This is a genomic window from Streptomyces sp. NPDC000878, from assembly GCF_053599695.1.
The window spans coordinates 1-20,446 of sequence record NZ_JBSFMT010000044.1; the positions used below are offsets into that span (position 1 = coordinate 1).

Here is a 20,446-nt window from a genome sequence, read left to right on the forward strand (position 1 = left end):
GTCCGGCGTTTGAGGACGAGGCCGTTCAGGCCGAAAGGGGGGTCTGGGGGCGCAGCCCCCGAGGATGGGAACGGGTAGGGGCGGCGGGGGCGAGAACAACGAATCGCTGCCCCGCGCCCTTCCCGCGCAACGATTCACTCACCGACGCGCAACAGCCACTCCTTGTCCGCTCCAGCCCCCCACCCGTACCGTCTATTCGGCCCCCAGAAAACGTTCAGCACCTGCAAGGACCCCGCATGCGCACCGCCCTGCTCCAGAGCTCCGGCCGCCCCGGCTCCCTCGTCGGCAACCTCAAGGTGCTCGACGAGGCCGCGGACCGGGCCGCCGCAGCGGGCGCCGCGCTGCTGGCCGCGCCGGAGATGTTCCTCACGGGGTACGCCATCGGCGACGGCATCGGCCGCCTCGCCGAGCCCGCCGACGGCGACTCCGCCGACGCGGTCGCCGAGATCGCCTCGCGGCACGGCCTCGCGATCGCCTACGGCTACCCCGAGCGCGTCGGCGACCAGGTCTTCAACGCGGCGCAGCTCATCTCCGCCGACGGCACCCGTCTCGCCAACTACCGCAAGACCCACCTCTTCGGCTGCTTCGAACGCGACCACTTCACCCCGGGCGAGCAGCCCGTCGTACAGGCCGAACTGAACGGTCTCCGCGTCGGCCTGATGATCTGCTACGACGTCGAGTTCCCGGAGAACGTCCGCGCCCACGCCCTCGCCGGCACCGACCTCCTCCTGGTCCCGACGGCGCAGATGCACCCGTTCCAGTTCGTCGCCGAGTCCGTCGTACCGGTGCGGGCCTTCGAGAACCAGCTGTACGTCGCGTACGTCAACCGGGTCGGCCAGGAAGGGGAGTTCGACTTCGTCGGGCTCTCCACGCTCGCCGGGCCCGACGGGGTCGCCCGTACACGGGCCGGCCGCGGTGAGGAACTCCTCCTCGCCGACGTGGACCCCGTCCTCCTCGCCGCTTCCCGCGAGGCGAACCCGTATCTCCAGGACCGCCGTCCCGGCCTGTACGGCTCCCTCGTCTGAATCCGGCGATCCGACGCTCACCCGCACCCCCACCCCCTTTACCTGCTTCACCCCGCAAGGAGTCCGTACCCCATGACGTCCACGGTGCCCACCGCCGTCCAGCACGCCGACGCGCAGCAGCCGCCGATCACCATGTTCGGGCCGGACTTCCCCTACGCCTACGACGACTTCCTCGCCCACCCGGCAGGCCTCGGGCAGGTTCCCGCGACCGAGCACGGCACCGAGGTCGCCGTCATCGGCGGCGGGCTGTCGGGGATCGTGGCCGCGTACGAGCTGATGAAGATGGGCCTCAAGCCCGTCGTGTACGAGGCCGATCGGATCGGCGGGCGGTTGCGGACCGTCGGGTTCGACGGCTGCGATCCCTCCCTCACCGCCGAGATGGGCGCGATGCGCTTCCCGCCCTCCTCCACCGCCCTCCAGCACTACATCGACATGGTGGACCTGGAGACGCGGCCGTTCCCCAACCCCCTTGCGGAGTGCACCCCTTCGACCGTCGTCGACCTCAAGGGCGAGTCCCACTACGCCGAGTCGGTCGATGATCTGCCGCAGGTCTATCGCGATGTCGCCGAGGCCTGGAGCAAGTGCCTCGAAGAAGGTGCCGACTTCTCCGACATGAACCGGGCGTTGCGTGAGCGCGACGTCCCGCGCATCCGTGAGATCTGGGCCCGGCTCGTCGAGAAGCTCGACAACCAGACCTTCTACGGCTTCCTCTGCGACTCCGAGGCCTTCAGGTCCTTCCGGCACCGCGAGATCTTCGGCCAGGTCGGCTTCGGCACGGGCGGCTGGGACACCGACTTCCCCAACTCGATCCTCGAAATCCTGCGCGTCGTCTACACCGAGGCCGACGACCATCACCGGGGGATCGTGGGCGGCAGCCAGCAACTGCCGCTGCGGCTCTGGGAGCGCGAGCCCGGGAAGATCGTCCACTGGCCGTACGGGACCTCCCTCGCGTCCCTGCACGTGAACGGCGTACCGCGCCCGGCCGTGACCCGTCTCCACCGTACGGCCGGCAACCGGATCACCGTCACCGACGCGGGCGGCGACATCCGTACGTACCCGGCGGCCGTCTTCACCGCCCAGTCCTGGATGCTGCTCTCGAAGATCGCCTGCGACGACTCGCTCTTCCCGATAGACCACTGGACCGCCATCGAGCGCACCCATTACATGGAGAGCTCCAAGCTCTTCGTGCCTGTCGACCGGCCCTTCTGGCTGGACAAGGCCGTCGACGGCAGGGGAAATCCCACCGGGCGGGACGTCATGTCGATGACCCTCACCGACCGTATGACGCGCGGGACTTACCTCCTCGACGACGGTCCGGACCGGCCCGCCGTCATCTGTCTCTCGTACACCTGGTGCGACGACAGCCTCAAGTGGTTGCCGCTGTCCGCGAACGAGCGGATGGAGGTCATGCTGAAGTCGCTCGGTGAGATCTATCCCCGCGTCGACATCCGCAAGCACGTCATCGGCAGCCCCGTCACCGTGTCCTGGGAGAACGAGCCCTACTTCATGGGCGCGTTCAAGGCCAACCTGCCCGGCCACTACCGCTACCAGCGGCGCCTGTTCACCCACTTCATGCAGGACCGGCTGCCCGCCGACAAGCGGGGCATCTTCCTCGCCGGCGACGACATCTCCTGGACGGCGGGCTGGGCCGAGGGCGCCGTCCAGACCGCGCTGAACGCGGTCTGGGGCGTCATGCACCACTTCGGCGGGACCACTGATCCGACCAACCCCGGCCCCGGTGACGTCTACGACGAGATCGCGCCCGTCGAACTCCCGGAAGACTGAGAAGACTGAAGGGGATTGGGCTGATCAGATCCCGGCTGCCCGCGCCGCCTCGTACAACTCGGCGGCCAGGTCCTTGAGTTCGGCGGCGTTCCGCGGGGCGTCGCCGAACTCGACGAAGAACTCGTCGAGGCCGACCTCGGCGTGGGCGGCGAGGTCCGTCACGATCTGGTCGACGTTGCCCTGGAAGGGGCGGCGGTCGGCGCCGTCGTACGCCTTCGGTGTGTAGGTGAGGTTCACCCGCACCGCCGTCTCGATCGGCCGGGTGCGGCCCTTCTCGGCGGCGAAGTCCTTCACCTGCCGCCACTGGGCGGCGAGTTGCCCGGCGCCCTGGGCGATCGGATTCCAGCCGTCGGCGCGTTCGACGAGGCGGGTCAGGGACTTCCTGCTGTGGGCGGGCAGGAGGATCGGGATGGGACGGGCGGGCTTGGGGGCGACCGCGGCCGACGCGATCTTCGTCAGGCGGCCGTCGTACCGGACCGGGTCCGGGCCCCAGACCGCCCGGCACACGTCGATGACCTCGTCCAGGACCTGGCCGCGCTCCGCGAAGGGCGCCACCCCGGCGGCGGCGTACTCGTCGAGGGACCAGCCCGTGCCGAAGCCGGCGACGACCCGGCCGCCGCTCGCCGCGTCCAACGTGCCCAGCGCGCGGGCCAGTTGGAAGGGGCCGTGCAGCGGGGCGACCAGCACGCTGGTGCCGAGGCGGGCGCGTTCGGTGGCCGCGGCGGCCAGCGTCAGGGTCACCAGCGGTTCGGCGAGACCGCGGTACACGTCGGGCCAGGGGACGCCCTCCATCCCGTACAGACCCTGGGTCGTGGGGTCCGGGAACAGGGCGCGTTCGAACACCCAGAGGCTCTCGTAGCCGATCCGCTCGGCGGTGCGGGCCACGTCCGGGACGTCCCGTCCGATCTCGTACTGGCGTGACTGCGGTAGACCCAGACCCAGGCGGACGGCCATGCTCGTGCTCCTTCGCAAGAGACGCTCTCACCGTCGAACGTACAACGTTCACTTAGTTCTGGCGGGGGCCTTGCGCGGGAGTGGCCGGATCAGTCCGGCAATGGCGTGAGAAGCATGCGGCTCGCGAAGCCGACCGCCGCGTCGAGGCGGTCGGTGAACTCCTCGGTGACATCGGGCAGTCGGCGCAGCGCCCAGAGCGCGCGGGCCGCCGACCAGGTGGCGGCCCGGGCCCGTTCCATGCTCCAGGCGCCGAGGAGATGGGTGAGCGGATCGGCGATCTGGAGGAGGTCGGGGCCCGGCATCAGCTCTTCGCGGATGCGCTCCTCCAACGAGACGAGTAGATCGCCCACACGCTCGAACTCGTCCTCCAGGTCGGCAGGTTCGCAGTCGAGCGTACGACAGGCGTCCACTACGGCGAGCGCCAGATCGTGCCCGATGTGCGCATTGATGCCCGCGAGCGCGAACTGCATCGGTCGTACGCCGGGATGGCGGCGGAACTGGAGCAACGGGCGCCAGCAGGCGGGCGCGTGGTCGTCCTCGGCGACCCGCAGATACCGCTCCGCGAACCGTACGTCCAGGGTGATCGCGGCCTCCGCGTCGGGGAACGCGCCGGCGTCCAGACGCCGGTCGAAGGCCTCCGTGACGGCGAGGTAGACGCGGTTGAAAACGGCCAGTCCGTCGCGCGGCGGCAGGTGGGTCTCCAGGGCGCGCATCCGGGACACGACGTGGTCGACCGGTGTGTTGACAGGAGTGGTGAACTGTTCCAATTGCACCATGAGGGCAGGGTCCCAGTCCTAGGCTGGCGGACGTGCCGCCGGGCCGGACGCTTCCCCAGAACGGGGGAACGCGCCCGCCGCGGCAGAGGAGGGGGAACTGTACGTGTCAGGCTTGCGCGCCCAACGCCTGGCCGCGCGCCGGGCCGAACGCAGGCGCGCCGCCCGGCGTTCCGTCATGGTCGCCGCCGCCTCGGTCGTGGTCGCCGTCGGCACCGCCACCGGGCTGCTCTCCGCGCTCGACGACGGCGGTGGCGGTTCCGACGAGGCCAGGCCCGAGGTGACCAGCTCGCCGCTGCTCGCCCCGCTGCCCGCGGAGTCGTCGGCCTCGCCCACACCGAGCGCCTCGAAGTCGCCGTCCCCGTCCGCCCGTACGACGCAGGCGCGGAAACCGAGCCGCACGCCCTCGCCCACGAGTCCCACGAGTACGGAGCCGGAGGCGAAGCAGGCGCCCGCCCCCGGGTCCGCCCGCCTCTACCGCTACCCCGACTCCCAGGTTCTCGACTGGGTCAGCGCGCACCGCGACGATCCGCGCCGCCCCGTCATCGAGACGGAGATCGCTGACCGTCCGGCGGCGGTCTGGTTCGCCGACTACTCGCCCTCGACGATCGCGGCCCGGGTCCGCGCAGTCACCGCCGGCGCGGCGGGCGCAGGGCGGGTTCCGGTTGTGGTGCCCTACGCCGTCCCGGACCGCGACTGCGGCGGCGCCTCCCAGGGCGGCGCACCCGACCTCGCCGCGTACGACGGCTGGATCGACGCGTTCGCGGCGGGCCTCGGCTCCGACGAGGTCATCGTGATCCTGGAGCCCGACTCGATAGCCCTGGCCAACTGTCTCTCCACGGGCGAGCGCACCGCCCGCTTCGCCTCGCTGGCCCGCGCGGGCCGCGTCCTCAAGGCCGCCAACCCCAACGCCCGCGTGTACTACGACGCCGGCCACTCCGGCTGGAACGCCCCCGCCAAACAGGCGGCCCTGCTCCGCCAGGCGGGCGCCGCCTCGGCCGCCTCCTCCGACGGCGTCTTCAGCAACGTCTCCAACTTCCACACCACGGCCGACGAGATCGCGTACGACCGACAGATCCTCGACGCTCTCGGCGGCCCCGCCGGTCTCGGCGCCGTGATCGACACCAGCCGCAACGGCAACGGCGCCCCGGCCGACGGCGAGTGGTGCGACCCGGCCGGCCGCAAACTCGGCCGCGCGCCGACCACCAACACGGGCGAGGCGCGGATCGACGCCTACCTGTGGATCAAGCTGCCGGGCGAGTCGGACGGCTGCAAGGGCACCCCCGGCACGTTCACGGCGTCGTACGCCTACGATCTGGCGCGCTGAGCTGCACCTACTCCCGCAACGAGGTCGCGAAACCGCGAAGCCGCGCATCGGCCACAGGACGCCGGTCCGATGCCGTGCGCCTCTTGGCGGAGTGCCTCGGTGCCGTGGGCATCACCTTCCCCCGCGGCTGCGGGCCTCGCCCGGCCGACGGCGAAGCGTCCCACGCGCGGGGCACTGGTCTGTCGGCTCCGGGCCCCGCCGTGCGCTTCCCGGCGCGGTCTCTGGGTGCCGCCGGTCATCACCTTCGCCTGCGGTTCCCAGCTTCGCCCGGGCAACGGCAGAGCGCCCCACGCGCGGGGGACGGGCGCGGAGCGCCCTCCTAGGGGCGCGGGGAACTGCGCGACCAGCCCCCACCGACCGGCAGCCAAACGAATCGGGACGGACAGGTTCTTTAGGGGCGCTCGGGAGCCGTCGCGCTAGGCGGGCCGACCTTCGTGCGAGGGCCGTCGCGGTCGACGGTGTGCAGCACGCCTGCGAACCCGGGCCTCGGTCGGCCGGCCCGGCGCCCGCGCCCGGGGCACTTGGGTGCCATGCAGACGCGTGCGCGGTGGAACCGCCGGTTCAGGGCCGGCGCTCGGGTACCGCCGTGCTCGGCGGGCCGACCTTCGTGCGAGGGCGGTCGCGGTCGCCGGTGCGCAGCACCCCCGCGAACCCGGTGAGCCCGCACGCCAGCACCGTGACCAGACCGAACGACACCACCAGGCTCGTCGCCTGCGCCAGCGTCCCGATCGCGCTCGGGGCGACCAGACCCGAGGTGTACGTGATGGTCGCGACGCCCGCGATGGCCTGACTGGGGTTGGGGCCGCTGCGGCCCGCCGCCGCGAAGCACAGCGGGACGACCACGGCGATGCCGAGGCCGAGCAGCGCGAAGCCTGCCATCGCCGTGGCGGGATGTTCCGCGACCACGATGAGCAGACCGCCGACCACGGCCAGCGCACCGCTCGCGCGGACCGTACGCACCGAGCCGAACCGGTTCACGACCGCGTCGCCGACGAGCCGGGCCAGCGCCATCGTCAGCATGAAGCCGGTCGTGGAAGCCGCCGCGAGACCGTCCGACGTGCCCAGCTCGTCCCGCAGATACACCGCCGACCAGTCCAGGCTGGCGCCCTCCGCGAACACCGCGCAGAAGCCGATCGCGCCGATCAGCAGCGCCGACTTGGGCGGCAGCGCGAACCTCGGGGGCGGCTCCTCGTCCTCGGTGGGGCGCAGGTCGAGCACCCAGCGGCAGACGACCAGGCCGAGCAGCGTGAGGGTCGCCGACGCGAGCGCGTGATGCAGGCGTGCATCCGAGCCCAGGTGTGCGGCGAGGGTGCCGCCCGCCGCTCCGACCAGGGCGCCCGCGCTCCACATGCCGTGCAGACCGGACATGATCGACTTGCCGAGCCGGTTCTCGATCTCGACGCCCAGCGCGTTCATCGCCACGTCCGCCATACCGGCCGTGGCGCCGTAGACGAACAGCGAGAGGCAGAGCGTGGGGAGGTTCGGGGACAGCGCCGGCAGCACCAGCGCCAGCGTCCAGAGCGAGATCAGCCCGCGCAGCGCCGTACGGGCGCCCAAGCGGTGACTGATCCGGCCAGCGAGCGGCATCGCGAGGGACGCGCCCAGCGCGGGGAACGCCAGCGCCAGCCCCAACTGGCCCGCGCTGACCGAGGCATGGTCCTGAATCCACGGCACACGGGTCGCGAACGAGCCGGTGACGGCACCGTGCACGGCGAAGACGGCGGCCACGGCGTACCGGGCGCGCTTCACCTCGTGTCGTTCGTTCAGCACTGCACTCATTCTGCGGCCTCTCCCCGGATCGGCTCCCCGCCCGTGCTCTGAGCTGCGTCGCGGAGGCTCCGCCGCGCGCTGCCGTAAACTATCAGGAACCCTCCCTGATAGATAGCGAGATATCGGCCGTCCGCACCGGGAACGGCCCCGCCGATCTGGAAGGATCTCGGCATGCCCGCATCCCCGAGCACCGCCCGGGCCATCAACGACCGGCTCGCCCTGCGTCTGCTCCAGCAGGAGGGCCCGCTGACGGCCGCGCGGTTGAAGCAGCTCACAGGCCTCTCCCGCCCGACGGTCGCCGACCTCGTCGAACGCCTCACCGCCGCCGGCCTGATCACGGTCGTGGGGGAGTCGGGGGAGCAGCGGCGCGGCCCGAACGCGAAGGTGTACGGGATCGTCGCCGACCTCGCCCATCTGGCCGCCCTCGATGTCCGTACCGAAGGTGTCTCCGTCGTCGTCGCCGATCTGCTGGGGGAGGTGCTGGCCGAGGCGTCCGTGCCCATCGGGGACGACACCGGCACCGGCCCCGCCGTCGAACAGGCGGTCGCTCTCGTGGAGCGTGCCGCAAAGGAGGCGGGGGCGGATCGACTGCACACGGTCGGGATCGGTGCCCCCGGTCTGATCGACCCGGCGACCGGCGAACTCCGGAACTCCTCGGGCCTGCCCGAGTGGCACCGCAGACTCGTCGCCGCGCTCCAGGAACGCCTTCCCGAGGCCCGAGTGATCGTCGAGAACGAGACCAACCTCGCCGCCCTCGCCGAACAGCGCGACGGCGCCGCCCGTGGCCGGGACACCTTCGTGCTGCTGTGGCTCGGCCACGGCACCGGCGCGGCCGTGGTCCTCGACGGCACCCTGCGCCGGGGGGTCTCCGGCGGCACCGGCGAGATCGGTTTCCTGCCGGTGCCGGGCACGGGACAGCTGCCGTCGGCGACGGACTGCGAGGGAGGCTTCCACTCCCTTGCGGCGGCGGCGGCGATCGGCCGGCTCGCGGAGGCGGAGGGCGTGGTGGCCGACGTCGACGCCCACGAGCCCCACGCGGCGGCCCTGGTCCGCGTGGCCGTCGCGGACCCCGGCATCCCGGCCCACGCCCGTTTCCTCGACATCCTCGCCGACCGCGTCGCGATCGGCGCCGCGTCCGTCGTCGCCGTCCTCGACCCGGGGTGCGTGGTGCTGGGCGGCGAGATCGGCCGGGCGGGCGGTGCGGTGCTCGCCGCCCGCGTCGAGGAGCGGCTCGCCCGGATGTCCCCCCTCCCGGCGGAGGTGCACGCGAGCGCGCTGGGCGGCGGAGCGGTGTTGCGCGGGGCGTTGCTGACGGCACGGGAGGGCGCCCAGGAGGAGTTGTTCGGGGCCTCGGCCAGGTAGGGAATGGGGGCCCGGCGGCGGGCAAGGGCCGTCTTCACCGCCGCCGGTCCGGCACCGACGGTAGGAGGTCTGGACCTTGACGGTCAATAGGTATGGACCAATTGCGTGGCTTGACTGCCCGCCCCTCACCTGCCGCTTGTCGCCCGCCACTTATTCCCGTCGGTGCTTGTGAGTCAGTCCACACAACTCACCCGCATGGACCACGGCGCGGCGTGGCACACTGGCCTGTAACAGAAGCAGCGCACTCCGGGGTCGGTGAAAGTCCGAACCGGCGGTTATAGTCCGCGACCCGTCCGCTCAGCGTTTTGGCGGCCGGTTGACCAGGTGGAATTCCTGGACCGACGGTTAAAGTCCGGATGGGAGGCAGTGCGCGGCGAGCGGGCATTCGTGCGCGCCGCCGTACCGCTCGGCCATGGCTGAGTTGCGTCCGGCGTCGTTCCCGGTGTTCCCGCTCGTTCACAGCTGTCGTCATCGACAGGCCCCGGAGTCCGTGCCCGAAGAGGCAGGGAGGACCCGGGAAGTGTTCACCGGAATCGTCGAAGAGCTGGGCGAAGTCACGGCCGTCGAAAACCTCGGCGATGCCTCCCGTTTCCGGCTCCGTGGCCCCGTAGTCACCGAAGGCGCCCGCCACGGCGACTCCATCGCCGTCAACGGCGTGTGTCTCACCGTCGTCGAGCACGAGGGCGACGAGTTCACCGCCGACGTCATGGCGGAGACCCTGAACCGCTCCAGCCTGGGCGTCCTCGCCGTCGGCTCCCGCGTCAACCTCGAACGCCCCATGGCCCTGGGCGCCCGTCTCGGCGGCCACATCGTGCAGGGCCACGTCGACGGCACGGGCACGGTCCTCGAACGCAAGCCGTCCGAGAACTGGGAGATCGTCAAGATCTCGCTCCCCGCCGACCTCACCCGCTATGTCGTCGAGAAGGGCTCCATCACCGTCGACGGCATCAGCCTCACCGTCGTCGACGCGGGCCCCGACTACTTCACCGTCAGCCTCATCCCCACCACCCTCGACCTGACCACGCTCGGCCGCAAACAGCCCGGCGACCCGGTCAACCTCGAGGTCGACGTCATCGCCAAGTACGTCGAGCGGCTGCTCGGACCACAGGGGGCGGCGAAGTGAACTGGCTGAACACCGAGGCGTTCACCCTCCTCGACCAGCACATCCTCTGGTCGGACATGATCGGCAACATCCTCGGCCTGATCGCCCTCGCGCTCGGCTGGCGGCGCTCCCTGCTGAGCTGGCCGGTGCAGTTCCTCTCCGGACTCATCCTCTTCGGCGCCTTCTACGGCCATCTCACCGGCAGTGCCGGCAAGCAGGTCGTCGTCATGCTCGTCGCCGGCTACGGCTGGTGGCAGTGGAACCGCCGCAAGGGCGAGGGCGGGGACGGCCACATCACCCCGCGGTTCGCCACCTGGCGCGAGCGCGGTGCCATGATCGGCGCCGCCGCCGTCGGCACGGTCGCCGTGGCCCTGCTCTTCAAGGCCTACCCGACCCTGTCCTGGGACCCCTGGCCGGACGCCTACATCTTCGTCGGCACCATCGTCGCCATGTACGCCCAGGCACGCGGCATGGTCGAGTTCTGGTTCGCCTGGCTCCTCGTCGACCTCGTCGGCGTCCCCCTCAACTTCGCCAACGGCTACGCCTTCTCCGGCTTCGTCTACGTCATCTACGGCGCACTCGTCCTGTGGGGCATGCGCGACTGGTGGCTGCGCTCCCGCAAGGACACGCGGCCCGTCCTGGAAGGAGCGCCCGCATGAGCACGGCACCCATCCTCTACAGCACCGACAACATCGAGGACTGGTCCCTCGACCCCATCGAGCAGGCCATCGCGGACATCGCGGCCGGCCGCCCGGTCGTGGTCGTCGACGACGAGGACCGGGAGAACGAGGGCGACCTCGTCATCGCCGCCGAGAAGGCGACCCCCGAGATCGTCGCCTTCATGATGAGCGAGTGCCGCGGGCTCATCTGCGCCCCCATGGAGGGCGACGAGCTGGACCGGCTCAAGCTGCCGCAGATGGTCGACGACAACACCGAGTCGATGAAAACCGCGTTCACAGTCTCCGTCGACGCCTCCGCCGTTCACGGTGTGAGCACCGGTATCTCGGCCTCCGACCGGGCCACCACGCTTCAGCTCCTCGCAGGTGGCGACGCCGGCGCCGACGACTTCGTCCGCCCCGGCCACATCTTCCCGCTGCGCGCCAGGCCCGGCGGTGTGCTCGTCCGCAACGGCCACACCGAGGCCGCCGTCGACCTCGCCCGCCTAGCGGGACTGCGCCCGGCCGGCGCCATCGTCGAGATCGCCGGCGAGGACGGCCGTATGCTCCGGCTGCCCGAGCTGATCCCCTTCGCCCGCAAGCACGGCCTGACGATCATCTCCATCGAGGACCTGATCGCCTACCGCAGGAGCGCCGAGCCCACCGTCCGCCGCGAGGCCGAGACCCGGCTCCCCACCGCCTTCGGCACCTTCACGGCGTACGGCTACCGCTCCACCGTCGACGGCGTCGAGCACGTCGCCCTCGTCCACGGTGAGATCGGCGCCGACGACGGCGAGAACGTCCTGGTCCGCGTCCACTCCGAATGCCTCACCGGCGACGTCTTCCACTCCCTGCGCTGCGACTGCGGCCCCCAGCTGGAGACCTCCCTGGAACGCATCCGGGACGAGGGCCGCGGAGTCGTCGTCTACCTGCGCGGCCACGAGGGGCGCGGTATCGGACTGCTCTCCAAGCTCCGGGCGTACGAGCTTCAGGAGCAGGGCCGCGACACCCTCGACGCCAACCTGGAGCTGGGCCTGCCCGCCGACGCCCGGGACTACGGCGCCGGCGCGCAGATACTGCAGGACCTCGGCGTCCGCAGCGTGCGCCTGATGACGAACAACCCCGACAAGACCGACGCGCTCGTCCGGCACGGCATCGAGGTCACCGACCGCGAGCCGATGCCCGTACAGGCGGGCGAGCACAACCTCCGCTACCTGCGCACCAAGCGGGACCGGATGGGACACGACCTGCCCTGGCTGGACACGGCCCCCGTGTCCCCCTGCGGCAACCAGTAAGAACAGCCAGTAAGAACAGCACGACAGGTTTTCAAGGTTCAGGTTCAGAGGAGAGACGTGAGCGGCAAGGGTGCACCGGAGCTGTCCGTAAGCAATGTGGGTGACTTCAGGGTCGCCGTCATCGCGGCCCAGTGGCACGAGAAGGTGATGGACGGTCTGGTGGACGGCGCCCTGCGCGCCCTGCGCGACCTGGGCATCGACGAGCCGACCCTGCTGAGGGTCCCCGGCAGCTGGGAACTCCCGGTCGTCGCCAAGGTCCTGGCAGGCCGGGGCTACGACGCGATCGTCGCCCTCGGTGTCGTCATCCGGGGCGGCACCCCCCACTTCGAGTACGTGTGCCAGGGCGTCACCCAGGGCCTCACCCAGGTCTCGGTCGACACCGGCGTCCCCATCGGCATGGGTGTGCTGACCTGCGACACCGAGGAACAGGCCCTCGACCGCGCGGGCATCGAGGGCTCCAACGAGGACAAGGGGCACGAGGCGGTGACGGCGGCCGTGGCGACGGCGGCCACCCTCCGCTCAGTATCCGAACCGTGGCGTTAGGCCGGTCGGCGCAACGCGTAAAGTGGGCGTCACCATGTCCAATAAGACGTTCGAGGAGCTGTTCACCGAGCTCCAGCACAAGGCCGCCACCGGCGATCCCGCCACCTCCCGCACCGCAGAGCTGGTCGGCAAGGGTGTCCATGCCATCGGCAAGAAGGTCGTAGAAGAGGCCGCCGAGGTCTGGATGGCCGCCGAGTACGAGGGGAAGGAAGCAGCCGCCGAGGAGATCTCGCAGCTGCTCTACCACGTCCAGGTGATGATGGTCGCCCGCGGAATCTCGCTGGACGACGTGTACGCCCACCTGTAAGTCTCGCCCGACCGGTACACACCACTGTTCCGTCCCGCACACATCACACAAAGGAAGCCGACCTCATGCTGCGCATCGCCGTCCCCAACAAGGGTTCCCTGTCAGGACCTGCGGCGGAGATGCTGCATGAGGCCGGCTACCAGCAGCGCCGCGAGTCCAAGGAACTGCGCATCGTCGACCCGGAGAACGAGGTCGAGTTCTTCTACCTCCGTCCCCGCGACATCGCGATCTACGTCTCCTCCGGCCGCCTCGACATCGGCGTCACCGGCCGCGACCTGCTCATCGACTCCGGGGCCAACGCGGAGGAGATCCTCCCGCTCGGCTTCGCCCGCTCCACCTTCCGCTTCGCCGGCAAGCCCGGCACGGCGGCGGGCATCGAGGACCTGGCCGGTCTGACCGTGGCCACCTCGTACGAGGGGATCGTCGCCAAGCACCTCGCCGACCACGGCGTCGACGCCTCCGTCGTCCACCTCGACGGCGCCGTCGAGACCGCGATCGAACTCGGTGTCGCCGGGGTCATCGCGGACGTCGTCGAGACCGGCACCTCGCTGCGCAACGCGGGCCTGGAGGTGTTCGGCGAGCCCATCATGAAGTCCGAGGCGATCGTGATCCGCCGCGTCGGCGCGGCGGCCGACGAGACCGCTGAGTCGAAGGTCCAGCAGTTCCTGCGCCGCCTCCAGGGCGTCCTGGTCGCGCGGACGTACGTGATGATGGACTACGACTGCCGCGTCGAACAGCTGGAGAAGGCCGTCGCCCTGACGCCCGGTCTGGAGTCGCCGACCGTCTCGCCGCTGCACAACGAGGGCTGGGTCGCCGTCCGCGCCATGGTCCCCGCCAAGGAGGCCCAGCGGATCATGGACGACCTCTACGACATCGGCGCCCGGGCCATCCTGACCACGGCCATCCACGCCTGCCGCCTCTGAGACACGGGAAGCGACCGACACCGTGAGCGACAGGGACCGTACGCCGATGCAGGATCCGCCCACCACCCCCGTTCCGCCCGCCCTGCCCGCGCTGCCCGTCACTTTCCGGCCGGGCCGCACCCGGGCCGTGCTGGTCTCCGCGAGCGCCGCGATCTTCGTCGTCATCACGACGATCTCGCTGCTCCTGGAGAAGCTCAGCCCGGGGGAGCGCCTCAGCTTCGTCTTCACCGGCGCGCTGCTGTCCTCCGTGCTTCTGCTGCTGTCCCGGCCGAAGGTGGTCGCCGACGAGGCCGGGGTCACGGTCGTCAACATCGTCAGCAAGCGGCGTCTGGACTGGGCGGAGATCCTCCGGGTGAACCTCCGTTCGGGCGACCCCTGGGTGTTCCTCGACCTCAGCGACGGTACGAGTCTGCCCGCGCTCGGCATCCAGCCGGGCATCTCCAAGCAGCGCGCCATCGAGGACGCGCGCACCCTGCGGGCGCTCACCGAGGCGCGCTCCGCGGGCGACCCCGAGCAAGATCAGGGCTGACTCAGGGCCGTCCACCCTGCCGCACAGACCCATGTCTTGATTAATCTGTTGGCGGAGGCGTTTTCGTGCGCCTCCGCCACTGATGTTCCCCCCGGTCTTCAGCGGCCCCCTGCTACCCGAGGAGTGACTCCCTCCAGCGATGGACGGATCGTCCTGTAGTACCTGCGCCGCCCCCTCCCGACATACCGAGGCGGCGGCATGACCATCCCCCTGCTGCTCCTTGCCGCGGCATTCCTGCTGATCCTGGCCAACGGCTTCTTCGTGGCAGCCGAGTTCGGCCTCGTCACGGTCGAGCGACCGGAAGCAGAGAAGGCCGCCGCAGAGGGCGACCGACGGGCCCGTACGGTCGTCGACTCCCTCAAGGAGCTGTCCTTCCAGCTCTCCGGCACCCAACTCGGCATCACCATCACCTCCCTCGTCGTCGGCATGCTCGCCGAACCGGCGCTCGCGGAGCTGCTGCACGGCCCGTTCACCGCGATCGGTCTGCCCGAAGGGGCCGTCCCGAGCGTCTCGGTGATCGTCGGCATGCTGCTGGCCTCGGCCGTGCAGATGGTGATCGGCGAACTCGTGCCCAAGAACTGGGCGGTGTCCAAGCCGATGCAGGTCGCCCGCTTCGTGGCCGGCCCGCAGTACGCCTTCTCCCGACTCTTCCGCCCGGTGATCGCCGGACTCAACTCGGTGGCCAACCGCCTGGTCCGCGCCTTGGGCGTCGAACCCACCGCCGAACTGGCCTCGGCCCGTACCCCCGGCGAACTGGTCTCCCTGGCCCGGCACTCGGCCCAGGCAGGCACACTGGAACAGGACACGGCGGACCTCTTCGTACGGACACTGTCGCTGGCCGACCTGACCGCGCAGCACGTGATGACCCCGCGCGTGCGGGTCAGCTCGCTGCAGTCGTCGGCCACCGCCGAGGACGTCGTCAACCTGACCCGGGCCACCGGTCTGTCCCGCTTCCCCGTCTACCGGGAGCGGATCGACGAGATCGTCGGCATGGTCCACCTCAAGGACGCCCTCGCCGTACCCGCGGCGGACCGGCTGCGCACCCCCGTCGGCCGGATCGCCCAGTCCCCTCTCCTGGTCCCCGAGACGCTCCCCGTGCAGCCGCTGCTCGAACTGCTCCGCAGCCAGCAGCCCATCGCCGTCGTCGTCGACGAGTACGGCGGTACGGCGGGCGTGGTCACCCTGGAGGACATCGTCGAGGAACTCGTCGGCGAGGTCCGGGACGAGCACGACGGCCAGGACGTCCCCGAACTCGCCGCGGCCCCGGCCGACGACGGCCGCCCCGCCTGGGACGCTGACGGCAGCTGCCGGGTCGACATCCTCCAGCGCATAGGCCTCGACGTGCCCGAGGGGCCGTACGAGACGGTCGCCGGCCTCGTCGCCGACCTGCTGGGCCGGATCCCGGTCCCCGGTGACCGGGCCGAACTGCCGGGCTGGCGCCTCTCAGTCCGCCAGGTCGGCCACTACCGGGCCGAGCGGGTCCGCCTGATCAGGACAGAGGGCAGCAAGCAGCCGGCCGACCTCGCGGTGGAGGCGGCCCGATGAGCGTGCTCCAACTCCTCTTCGCCCTTCTCCTCGTGCTCGCCAACGGCTTCTTCGTCGGCGCCGAGTTCGCCCTCGTCTCCGTCCGCCGCAGCCAGATCGAACCGCTCGGCACGGCGAGATCCCGCCAGGTGCTGTACGGCCTGGAGCGGCTGCCGCAGATGATGGCCGCGGCCCAGTTCGGCATCACCGTCTGTTCGCTGACCCTGGGTGCGGTCGCCGAACCGACCGTGGCCCACCTGCTGGAACCGGTCTTCGAGGCGGCACACCTGCCCGAGGGCATGATCCACCCGCTGGGTTATGTCATCGCGCTCGCGTCCGTGGTCTTCCTGCACCTGGTCATCGGCGAGATGCTCCCGAAGAACCTGGCGATGGCGGCGCCCGAGAAGACCGCGCTGTGGCTGAGCCCGGGGCTGGTGGCTTTCGCCCGCCTGTGCCGTCCCGTCACGGTGGGCCTGGGTGCCTGCGCTCGCCTGGTCCTGAAGCTCTTCCGCGTCGAGCCCAAGGACGAGGTCGAGGCGGTCTTCACCAGCGAACAGCTCAACCGCTTGGTGGAGGACGCGGGCCAGGCCGGACTGCTCGACCCCGGTGAGCAGGAACGCCTGGAGGACGCGCTGGAACTGGGCTCCCGCCCGGTCACCGACGTCCTCCTCGACCGCGAGTCCCTGGTGACGGTGGGCCCGTCGGTCACCCCGGGCCAGGTCGTCGCCCTCACGGCTCGCACCGGGTACTCCCGCTTCCCGGTGGTCGCGGAGGGCGGCGCCTTCATGGGCTACCTGCACGTGAAGGACGTACTCGACCTGGAGGACTCGGAACGGGCGGTGCCGCAGCATGTGTGGCGCTCGATGACGACCCTGCGCTCGGAACTCCCGCTGGACGACGCGTTGACGGTGATGCGCCGGGCGGCGACGCACCTGGCGCAGGTGGCGGACGCGTCGGGGCGGGTGATCGGCCTGGTGGCGATGGAGGACGTACTGGAACTCCTGGTGGGCGAGGTACGGGACCCGGCCCACCGCCAGCCCCCGCCGATCCCGAAGGTGAGGGAGCCTCGGGCGGACGCGCAGGAGGAGGCGCTGGCCAGCTAGGCGCTCCGCGGGTTGGGCGGGTGTTCTGCCGCGGGCCCGGTGGGGCTGGTCGCGCAGTTCCCCGCGCCCCTCAAAGCCCCGCCCATCCCGGTTCGTTCGGCTGCGGGCGGGTGGGGGCTGAGCGCGCAGTTCCTCGCGCCCCTGGAGGGGCGCCCCAGCGGGGCGGAGTTCGCAGGCACCGCGCTGCCTGGCTGCGGGCGCGCGTGCCGCTGGGCGGTGCCCCTCCTGGCGGTGCCCCGTCAACCCGCCTCGCTGCGGGCATGCGTGCCGCTAGGGGCGGCTCCCGTCCCACCGAAAGCGGCACCCCGTACAGCGCCGGGCTGCGCGACCCACCCCCCCGGCCACAACACCGGTGCCGGGGGGTCAGAGGGCTGATGGGTCCTGGGGCCCTCGCCCCGACAGGACCTCCCCGTACGCCTGCATCAGGTCCGGCAGGCGCAACGTCGACAAGTCGTCCCGGGTCAGCATCCCGGGATAGACCGACAGCCGCAGATCCCTGTACGCACAGCTCTTCTCGTACAGCGTCCGCAGGAACCTCCCGTTGCCCAACTCGTCGATCCACCCCTGGCCGACGACGTGCGCGGCGATCGAGCGCAGCTCGTCCAGCGCCTCCTCGTCCCACACATCACCGTTCTCGGCAGCCAACACCTCGCCGATGGAGGTGAGTTCGAGCGGCCGGTACGAGGGAAAGTCGACGCGGGTCGTGAAGCGGGACGACAGTCCGGGGTTGGCGGCCAGCAGCCGGTCCATGCCCTCCGGATAGCCGGCCAGGATCACCACCAGGTGGTCCCGGTTGTCCTCGGCCCGTTTCAGCAGCACCTGCAACGCCTCGTCGCCGTACGCATCCCCCTTGCCGTACCCGGAGTTGGACAGCGAGTACGCCTCGTCGACGAAGAGGACGCCACCGATCGCGGAGTCGATCAGCTCGTTGGCCTTCACCGCGGTCTGGCCGAGATACTCGCCGACCAGGTCCGCCCGCTGCGCCTCCACCAGATGGTCACCGCCGAGCAGACCCAGCGCGTAGAACACCCGGCCGAGGATGCGTGCGACTGTGGTCTTGCCGGTACCCGACGGCCCGGAGAAGACGAAGTGCCGTTTCGGCGGCTGGACCGGCAGCCCCTGCCCCGCCCGCAGCCGCGCCATGTTCAACTGGGCCGACAGCGCCTTCACTTGGCGCTTGACCGGCTCCAGGCCCACCATGCGCTCCAACTCGGCCAGGGCCTCTTCGAGCAGCCCGGGGTCGGTCGGGCCCGTCGGCAGCGGCTGCACAGGCAGGGCCGCCTTCTCCCGCACCGAGTCCGTCGCGGACGGCAACGGGGCGCCGGGCGGCGGGAGTTCGGGCTCTGAGAGCTTCAGGTCGCGGCCCTCGCCGCCGAACAGGGGGTCGATGCCGTCCGGGCTTTCGAGCAGCTCCTGCCCGATGCCGGTGAGCGTGATCGCCGCCAGGTCGGCCGCCTCGTCGTACCCGTCGCCCTCGGAGATCGCGGCGAGCCGCGCCGAGGTGTCCATGAACGCGGGGTCGACCCGGTGCACGGCCCGGTACAGGGGGAGCGCCGCCGCCGAGCGGCCCGTGCCCTCGTGGGCCCGCGCCAGCCAGTACCGCAGCTCCTTGCGCTGCGGCTGCTCGCTGCGACAGCGCATCAGCGCGGCCGACAGCAGCGGCTCCGCCTGGCCGTACATCTCCAGGCGCACCCGGGCCATACCGCCGAACAGACCCGCCTCGATGCCCAGCATGGCGTCGTTGATCAACGGGTCGGTGTGCCGGACCAGTTGCTCCCAGTCCTTGACGAGATAGGCGCGACACGCGTGCAGGAAGCGGACCTGCGGGTCGGTGTCCACCGGCGGCAGACCGGCCAACGCCCGGTCCAGCTCGGGCACATGGCGGCCGTCCAGCCAGTGCGAGGCGTGCGCGAGCAGCAGATCGCGCGGGCTTTCCAGCACCGGCTGCACCCACCAGCCCAGCCAGTACCAGGAGTTGAGCGTCCGGCGATGGCGTGAGCGCTGCTCCCCGAAGCGCTCACGGTGCCGGAACATCCGTAGCAGCGCGGTCGTCGTGTCGACGCGCAGCGCATGCAGTCCGAGCCAGCCGTCAGCCATCCCGGGATCCATCCGCACCGCGGTGCGGAACTCCTCCTCCGCCTGCGGATAGGCGCCCATCGTGTAGGCGTCCACACCTCGCAGCCAGGCGAGGTCGGCCGGGGCCTCGGGGCCCTGCGTGCCGAAGTCCATCACGTCCCCCACAAACCGTGCCCCCGATTGCCTCTCCGACGGGCCGGTGCCCGTCGGCAGCTTGGTCGAACCGCTGTGCCGCGGACGGGAGTTGCAACGGTGCGCAGAGCAGCCGTCCGAGTCGCACCGAGGGCATCGTACCTGCGCTTCACGTGCCCGCAGCAGGGTGCCGCACAGGACGTTTGACGAGGTGGGAGCAGATGGGGCGCACTCGGCGCGGTCACCGAGGGTGAACAAAAAACGCCTCGTGGCGGCCGGGAAACGGGGTGCGGGCAGAACGAAGCCCCCGATCACGGGGGAACAACCGGGGGCTTCGCGACTGCGGGCGGCAACGAACGGCCGCGCATTCAGAACGTAAGTCCTGTACGGCCAGTCGGTCAAGCCGAGTTGAGGCACGCGGGCCGGTTGAACGGCAAGGGTCTTCACAAGTTCAGCACACAGCCGACGGCCCGTCACGGTGAGTGAGAATCTGGTCTGATCCAACGGTCCCGGCAGGCCCCGGCAGCACCTCGTACCCCTCGCCGCACTGCCGTACCAACTGGTCGGCGAACGGACGCGAGGGGTCCGCGGCGAAGTGCCGACGTTCCGCGTCGACCCATCCGGCCCAGAACTCGCTCTGGTCCGCCCCGTCCCGCAGTTGCCCGCGCGCCCAGGCCTCCTCGTCGGCCAGCTCCATCCACAACAGCCGCGCCAGGAACGGCCGTAGCGCCCGCCGCCCGGCCCCGACCCCCTCCACCAGCACCATGGGCGCGGCCGGCAGCTCCCTGGGCGGTCCGAAGCGCCGGGACACCCAGTCGTAGGGGGCGTAGGAGGCGCTCTCGCCGCGCCGCAGCGGCTCGATCACCTCACTGACCAGGCGCCGCGTCCACGCGAACAGCTCGTCGTGGGTGGCGATGTCGTCGAGGTGCAGCACGGGCACCCCGCCGAGCGCCGCGGCCAACTGCCCGGCGAACGTGGTCTTCCCGGACCCCGCGTGCCCGTCGACGGCGATCAGCCGGACGGGGCCGCAGGAGGGCGGCAGACGGTGCAGAGTGCGTACGAGGTCGTGGATGACGGTTCCCGGAGGGCGATGGGATTCGGACATATTGGCAGGGTCCATTCTAGGGACCGGGCGGGCATCGCCGTGGCCCGCGCCGCAGGTCACGCCAATGGTCGAGACCAATATTCGTCCGCGTGGCACGGCCCGAAGTGCTGGCATGAGCCGGTCACCGGCGGCCATAGTTGGCGCACATCCGTGCA

General features: G+C 71.0%; 18 protein-coding genes and 1 riboswitch. Of the genes, 13 read left to right on the forward strand and 5 right to left on the reverse strand.

Annotated features, from left to right (window positions below; genetic code table 11):
• The first annotated feature begins 236 nt into the window (after positions 1–236).
• Together ACWDR4_RS31255 and ACWDR4_RS31260 are read left to right on the forward strand one after the other, a co-directional pair.
• Positions 237–1,025, forward strand: coding sequence for a carbon-nitrogen hydrolase family protein (locus tag ACWDR4_RS31255; RefSeq protein WP_450413466.1), 789 nt, complete (start codon positions 237–239; stop codon positions 1,023–1,025).
• A 72-nt stretch (positions 1,026–1,097) separates the two neighbouring features.
• The gene (locus ACWDR4_RS31260; RefSeq protein ID WP_450413467.1) at positions 1,098–2,810 is read left to right on the forward strand and encodes a flavin monoamine oxidase family protein; all 1,713 of its coding nucleotides are present in this window, start codon (positions 1,098–1,100) and stop codon (positions 2,808–2,810) included.
• A gap of 24 nt (positions 2,811–2,834) precedes the next feature.
• Here the strand turns inward: ACWDR4_RS31260 and ACWDR4_RS31265 are convergent, their stop codons facing one another.
• Positions 2,835–3,764: an LLM class F420-dependent oxidoreductase gene (locus tag ACWDR4_RS31265; RefSeq protein WP_450413468.1), complete on the reverse strand. Its 930-nt coding sequence runs from the start codon at positions 3,762–3,764 to the stop codon at positions 2,835–2,837.
• 89 nt (positions 3,765–3,853) lie between these two features.
• A complete protein-coding gene (locus ACWDR4_RS31270; protein ID WP_450413469.1) occupies positions 3,854–4,540 on the reverse strand; it encodes a DUF5995 family protein in 687 nt (228 codons plus the stop codon).
• A gap of 175 nt (positions 4,541–4,715) precedes the next feature.
• Here ACWDR4_RS31270 and ACWDR4_RS31275 point away from each other — a divergent pair, with 175 nt between their 5' ends.
• Entirely contained in the window at positions 4,716–5,864 is a 1,149-nt protein-coding gene (locus ACWDR4_RS31275; protein ID WP_450413528.1) for a glycoside hydrolase family 6 protein, read from the forward strand.
• A 561-nt stretch (positions 5,865–6,425) separates the two neighbouring features.
• Here the strand turns inward: ACWDR4_RS31275 and ACWDR4_RS31280 are convergent.
• Positions 6,426–7,643 (reverse strand): MFS transporter, encoded by a 1,218-nt coding sequence (locus tag ACWDR4_RS31280; protein ID WP_450413470.1) that lies wholly within the window; start codon positions 7,641–7,643, stop codon positions 6,426–6,428.
• A gap of 162 nt (positions 7,644–7,805) precedes the next feature.
• On the opposite strand from ACWDR4_RS31280, the gene ACWDR4_RS31285 reads away from it, so the two are divergent.
• The 10 genes from ACWDR4_RS31285 (at position 7,806) to ACWDR4_RS31330 (ending at position 16,978) form a co-directional block, all read left to right on the forward strand.
• Entirely contained in the window at positions 7,806–8,996 is a 1,191-nt protein-coding gene (locus ACWDR4_RS31285; RefSeq protein ID WP_450413471.1) for an ROK family transcriptional regulator, read from the forward strand.
• 237 nt (positions 8,997–9,233) lie between these two features.
• Positions 9,234–9,370: riboswitch (FMN riboswitch) on the forward strand.
• A 146-nt stretch (positions 9,371–9,516) separates the two neighbouring features.
• Complete coding sequence (locus ACWDR4_RS31290) at positions 9,517–10,119, forward strand: riboflavin synthase (RefSeq protein WP_450413472.1); 603 nt, start codon at positions 9,517–9,519, stop codon at positions 10,117–10,119.
• On the forward strand, positions 10,116–10,757 hold the full coding sequence (locus tag ACWDR4_RS31295; RefSeq protein ID WP_450413473.1) for a nicotinamide mononucleotide transporter family protein: 642 nt from the start codon (positions 10,116–10,118) through the stop codon (positions 10,755–10,757). Before ACWDR4_RS31290 ends, ACWDR4_RS31295 begins: the two co-directional genes overlap by 4 nt.
• Positions 10,754–12,049, forward strand: a complete 1,296-nt coding sequence (locus ACWDR4_RS31300) for a bifunctional 3,4-dihydroxy-2-butanone-4-phosphate synthase/GTP cyclohydrolase II (protein ID WP_450413474.1) — start codon at positions 10,754–10,756, stop codon at positions 12,047–12,049. The genes ACWDR4_RS31295 and ACWDR4_RS31300 overlap by 4 nt, the downstream gene beginning before the upstream one ends.
• 57 nt (positions 12,050–12,106) lie before the next feature.
• Positions 12,107–12,592, forward strand: a complete 486-nt coding sequence (gene ribH, locus ACWDR4_RS31305) for a 6,7-dimethyl-8-ribityllumazine synthase (protein ID WP_450413475.1) — start codon at positions 12,107–12,109, stop codon at positions 12,590–12,592.
• Between the two features lie 34 nt (positions 12,593–12,626).
• A complete protein-coding gene (locus ACWDR4_RS31310) occupies positions 12,627–12,899 on the forward strand; it encodes a phosphoribosyl-ATP diphosphatase (RefSeq protein ID WP_006378313.1) in 273 nt (90 codons plus the stop codon).
• A gap of 65 nt (positions 12,900–12,964) precedes the next feature.
• Entirely contained in the window at positions 12,965–13,822 is an 858-nt protein-coding gene (gene hisG / locus ACWDR4_RS31315) for an ATP phosphoribosyltransferase (protein ID WP_450413476.1), read from the forward strand.
• Between the two features lie 46 nt (positions 13,823–13,868).
• The gene (locus ACWDR4_RS31320; RefSeq protein WP_450413529.1) at positions 13,869–14,351 is read left to right on the forward strand and encodes a PH domain-containing protein; all 483 of its coding nucleotides are present in this window, start codon (positions 13,869–13,871) and stop codon (positions 14,349–14,351) included.
• A gap of 198 nt (positions 14,352–14,549) precedes the next feature.
• On the forward strand, positions 14,550–15,896 hold the full coding sequence (locus ACWDR4_RS31325; RefSeq protein ID WP_450413477.1) for a hemolysin family protein: 1,347 nt from the start codon (positions 14,550–14,552) through the stop codon (positions 15,894–15,896).
• Positions 15,893–16,978: a hemolysin family protein gene (locus ACWDR4_RS31330; protein WP_450413478.1), complete on the forward strand. Its 1,086-nt coding sequence runs from the start codon at positions 15,893–15,895 to the stop codon at positions 16,976–16,978. The genes ACWDR4_RS31325 and ACWDR4_RS31330 overlap by 4 nt, the downstream gene beginning before the upstream one ends.
• Before the next feature lie 363 nt (positions 16,979–17,341).
• On the opposite strand, the gene ACWDR4_RS31335 is transcribed toward ACWDR4_RS31330, so the two are convergent.
• Both ACWDR4_RS31335 and ACWDR4_RS31340 read right to left on the reverse strand, forming a co-directional pair.
• The gene (locus ACWDR4_RS31335) at positions 17,342–19,207 is read right to left on the reverse strand and encodes an AAA family ATPase (RefSeq protein ID WP_450413479.1); all 1,866 of its coding nucleotides are present in this window, start codon (positions 19,205–19,207) and stop codon (positions 17,342–17,344) included.
• A gap of 430 nt (positions 19,208–19,637) precedes the next feature.
• The gene (locus tag ACWDR4_RS31340; RefSeq protein ID WP_450413480.1) at positions 19,638–20,291 is read right to left on the reverse strand and encodes a uridine kinase family protein; all 654 of its coding nucleotides are present in this window, start codon (positions 20,289–20,291) and stop codon (positions 19,638–19,640) included.
• Positions 20,292–20,446: the final 155 nt, after the last annotated feature.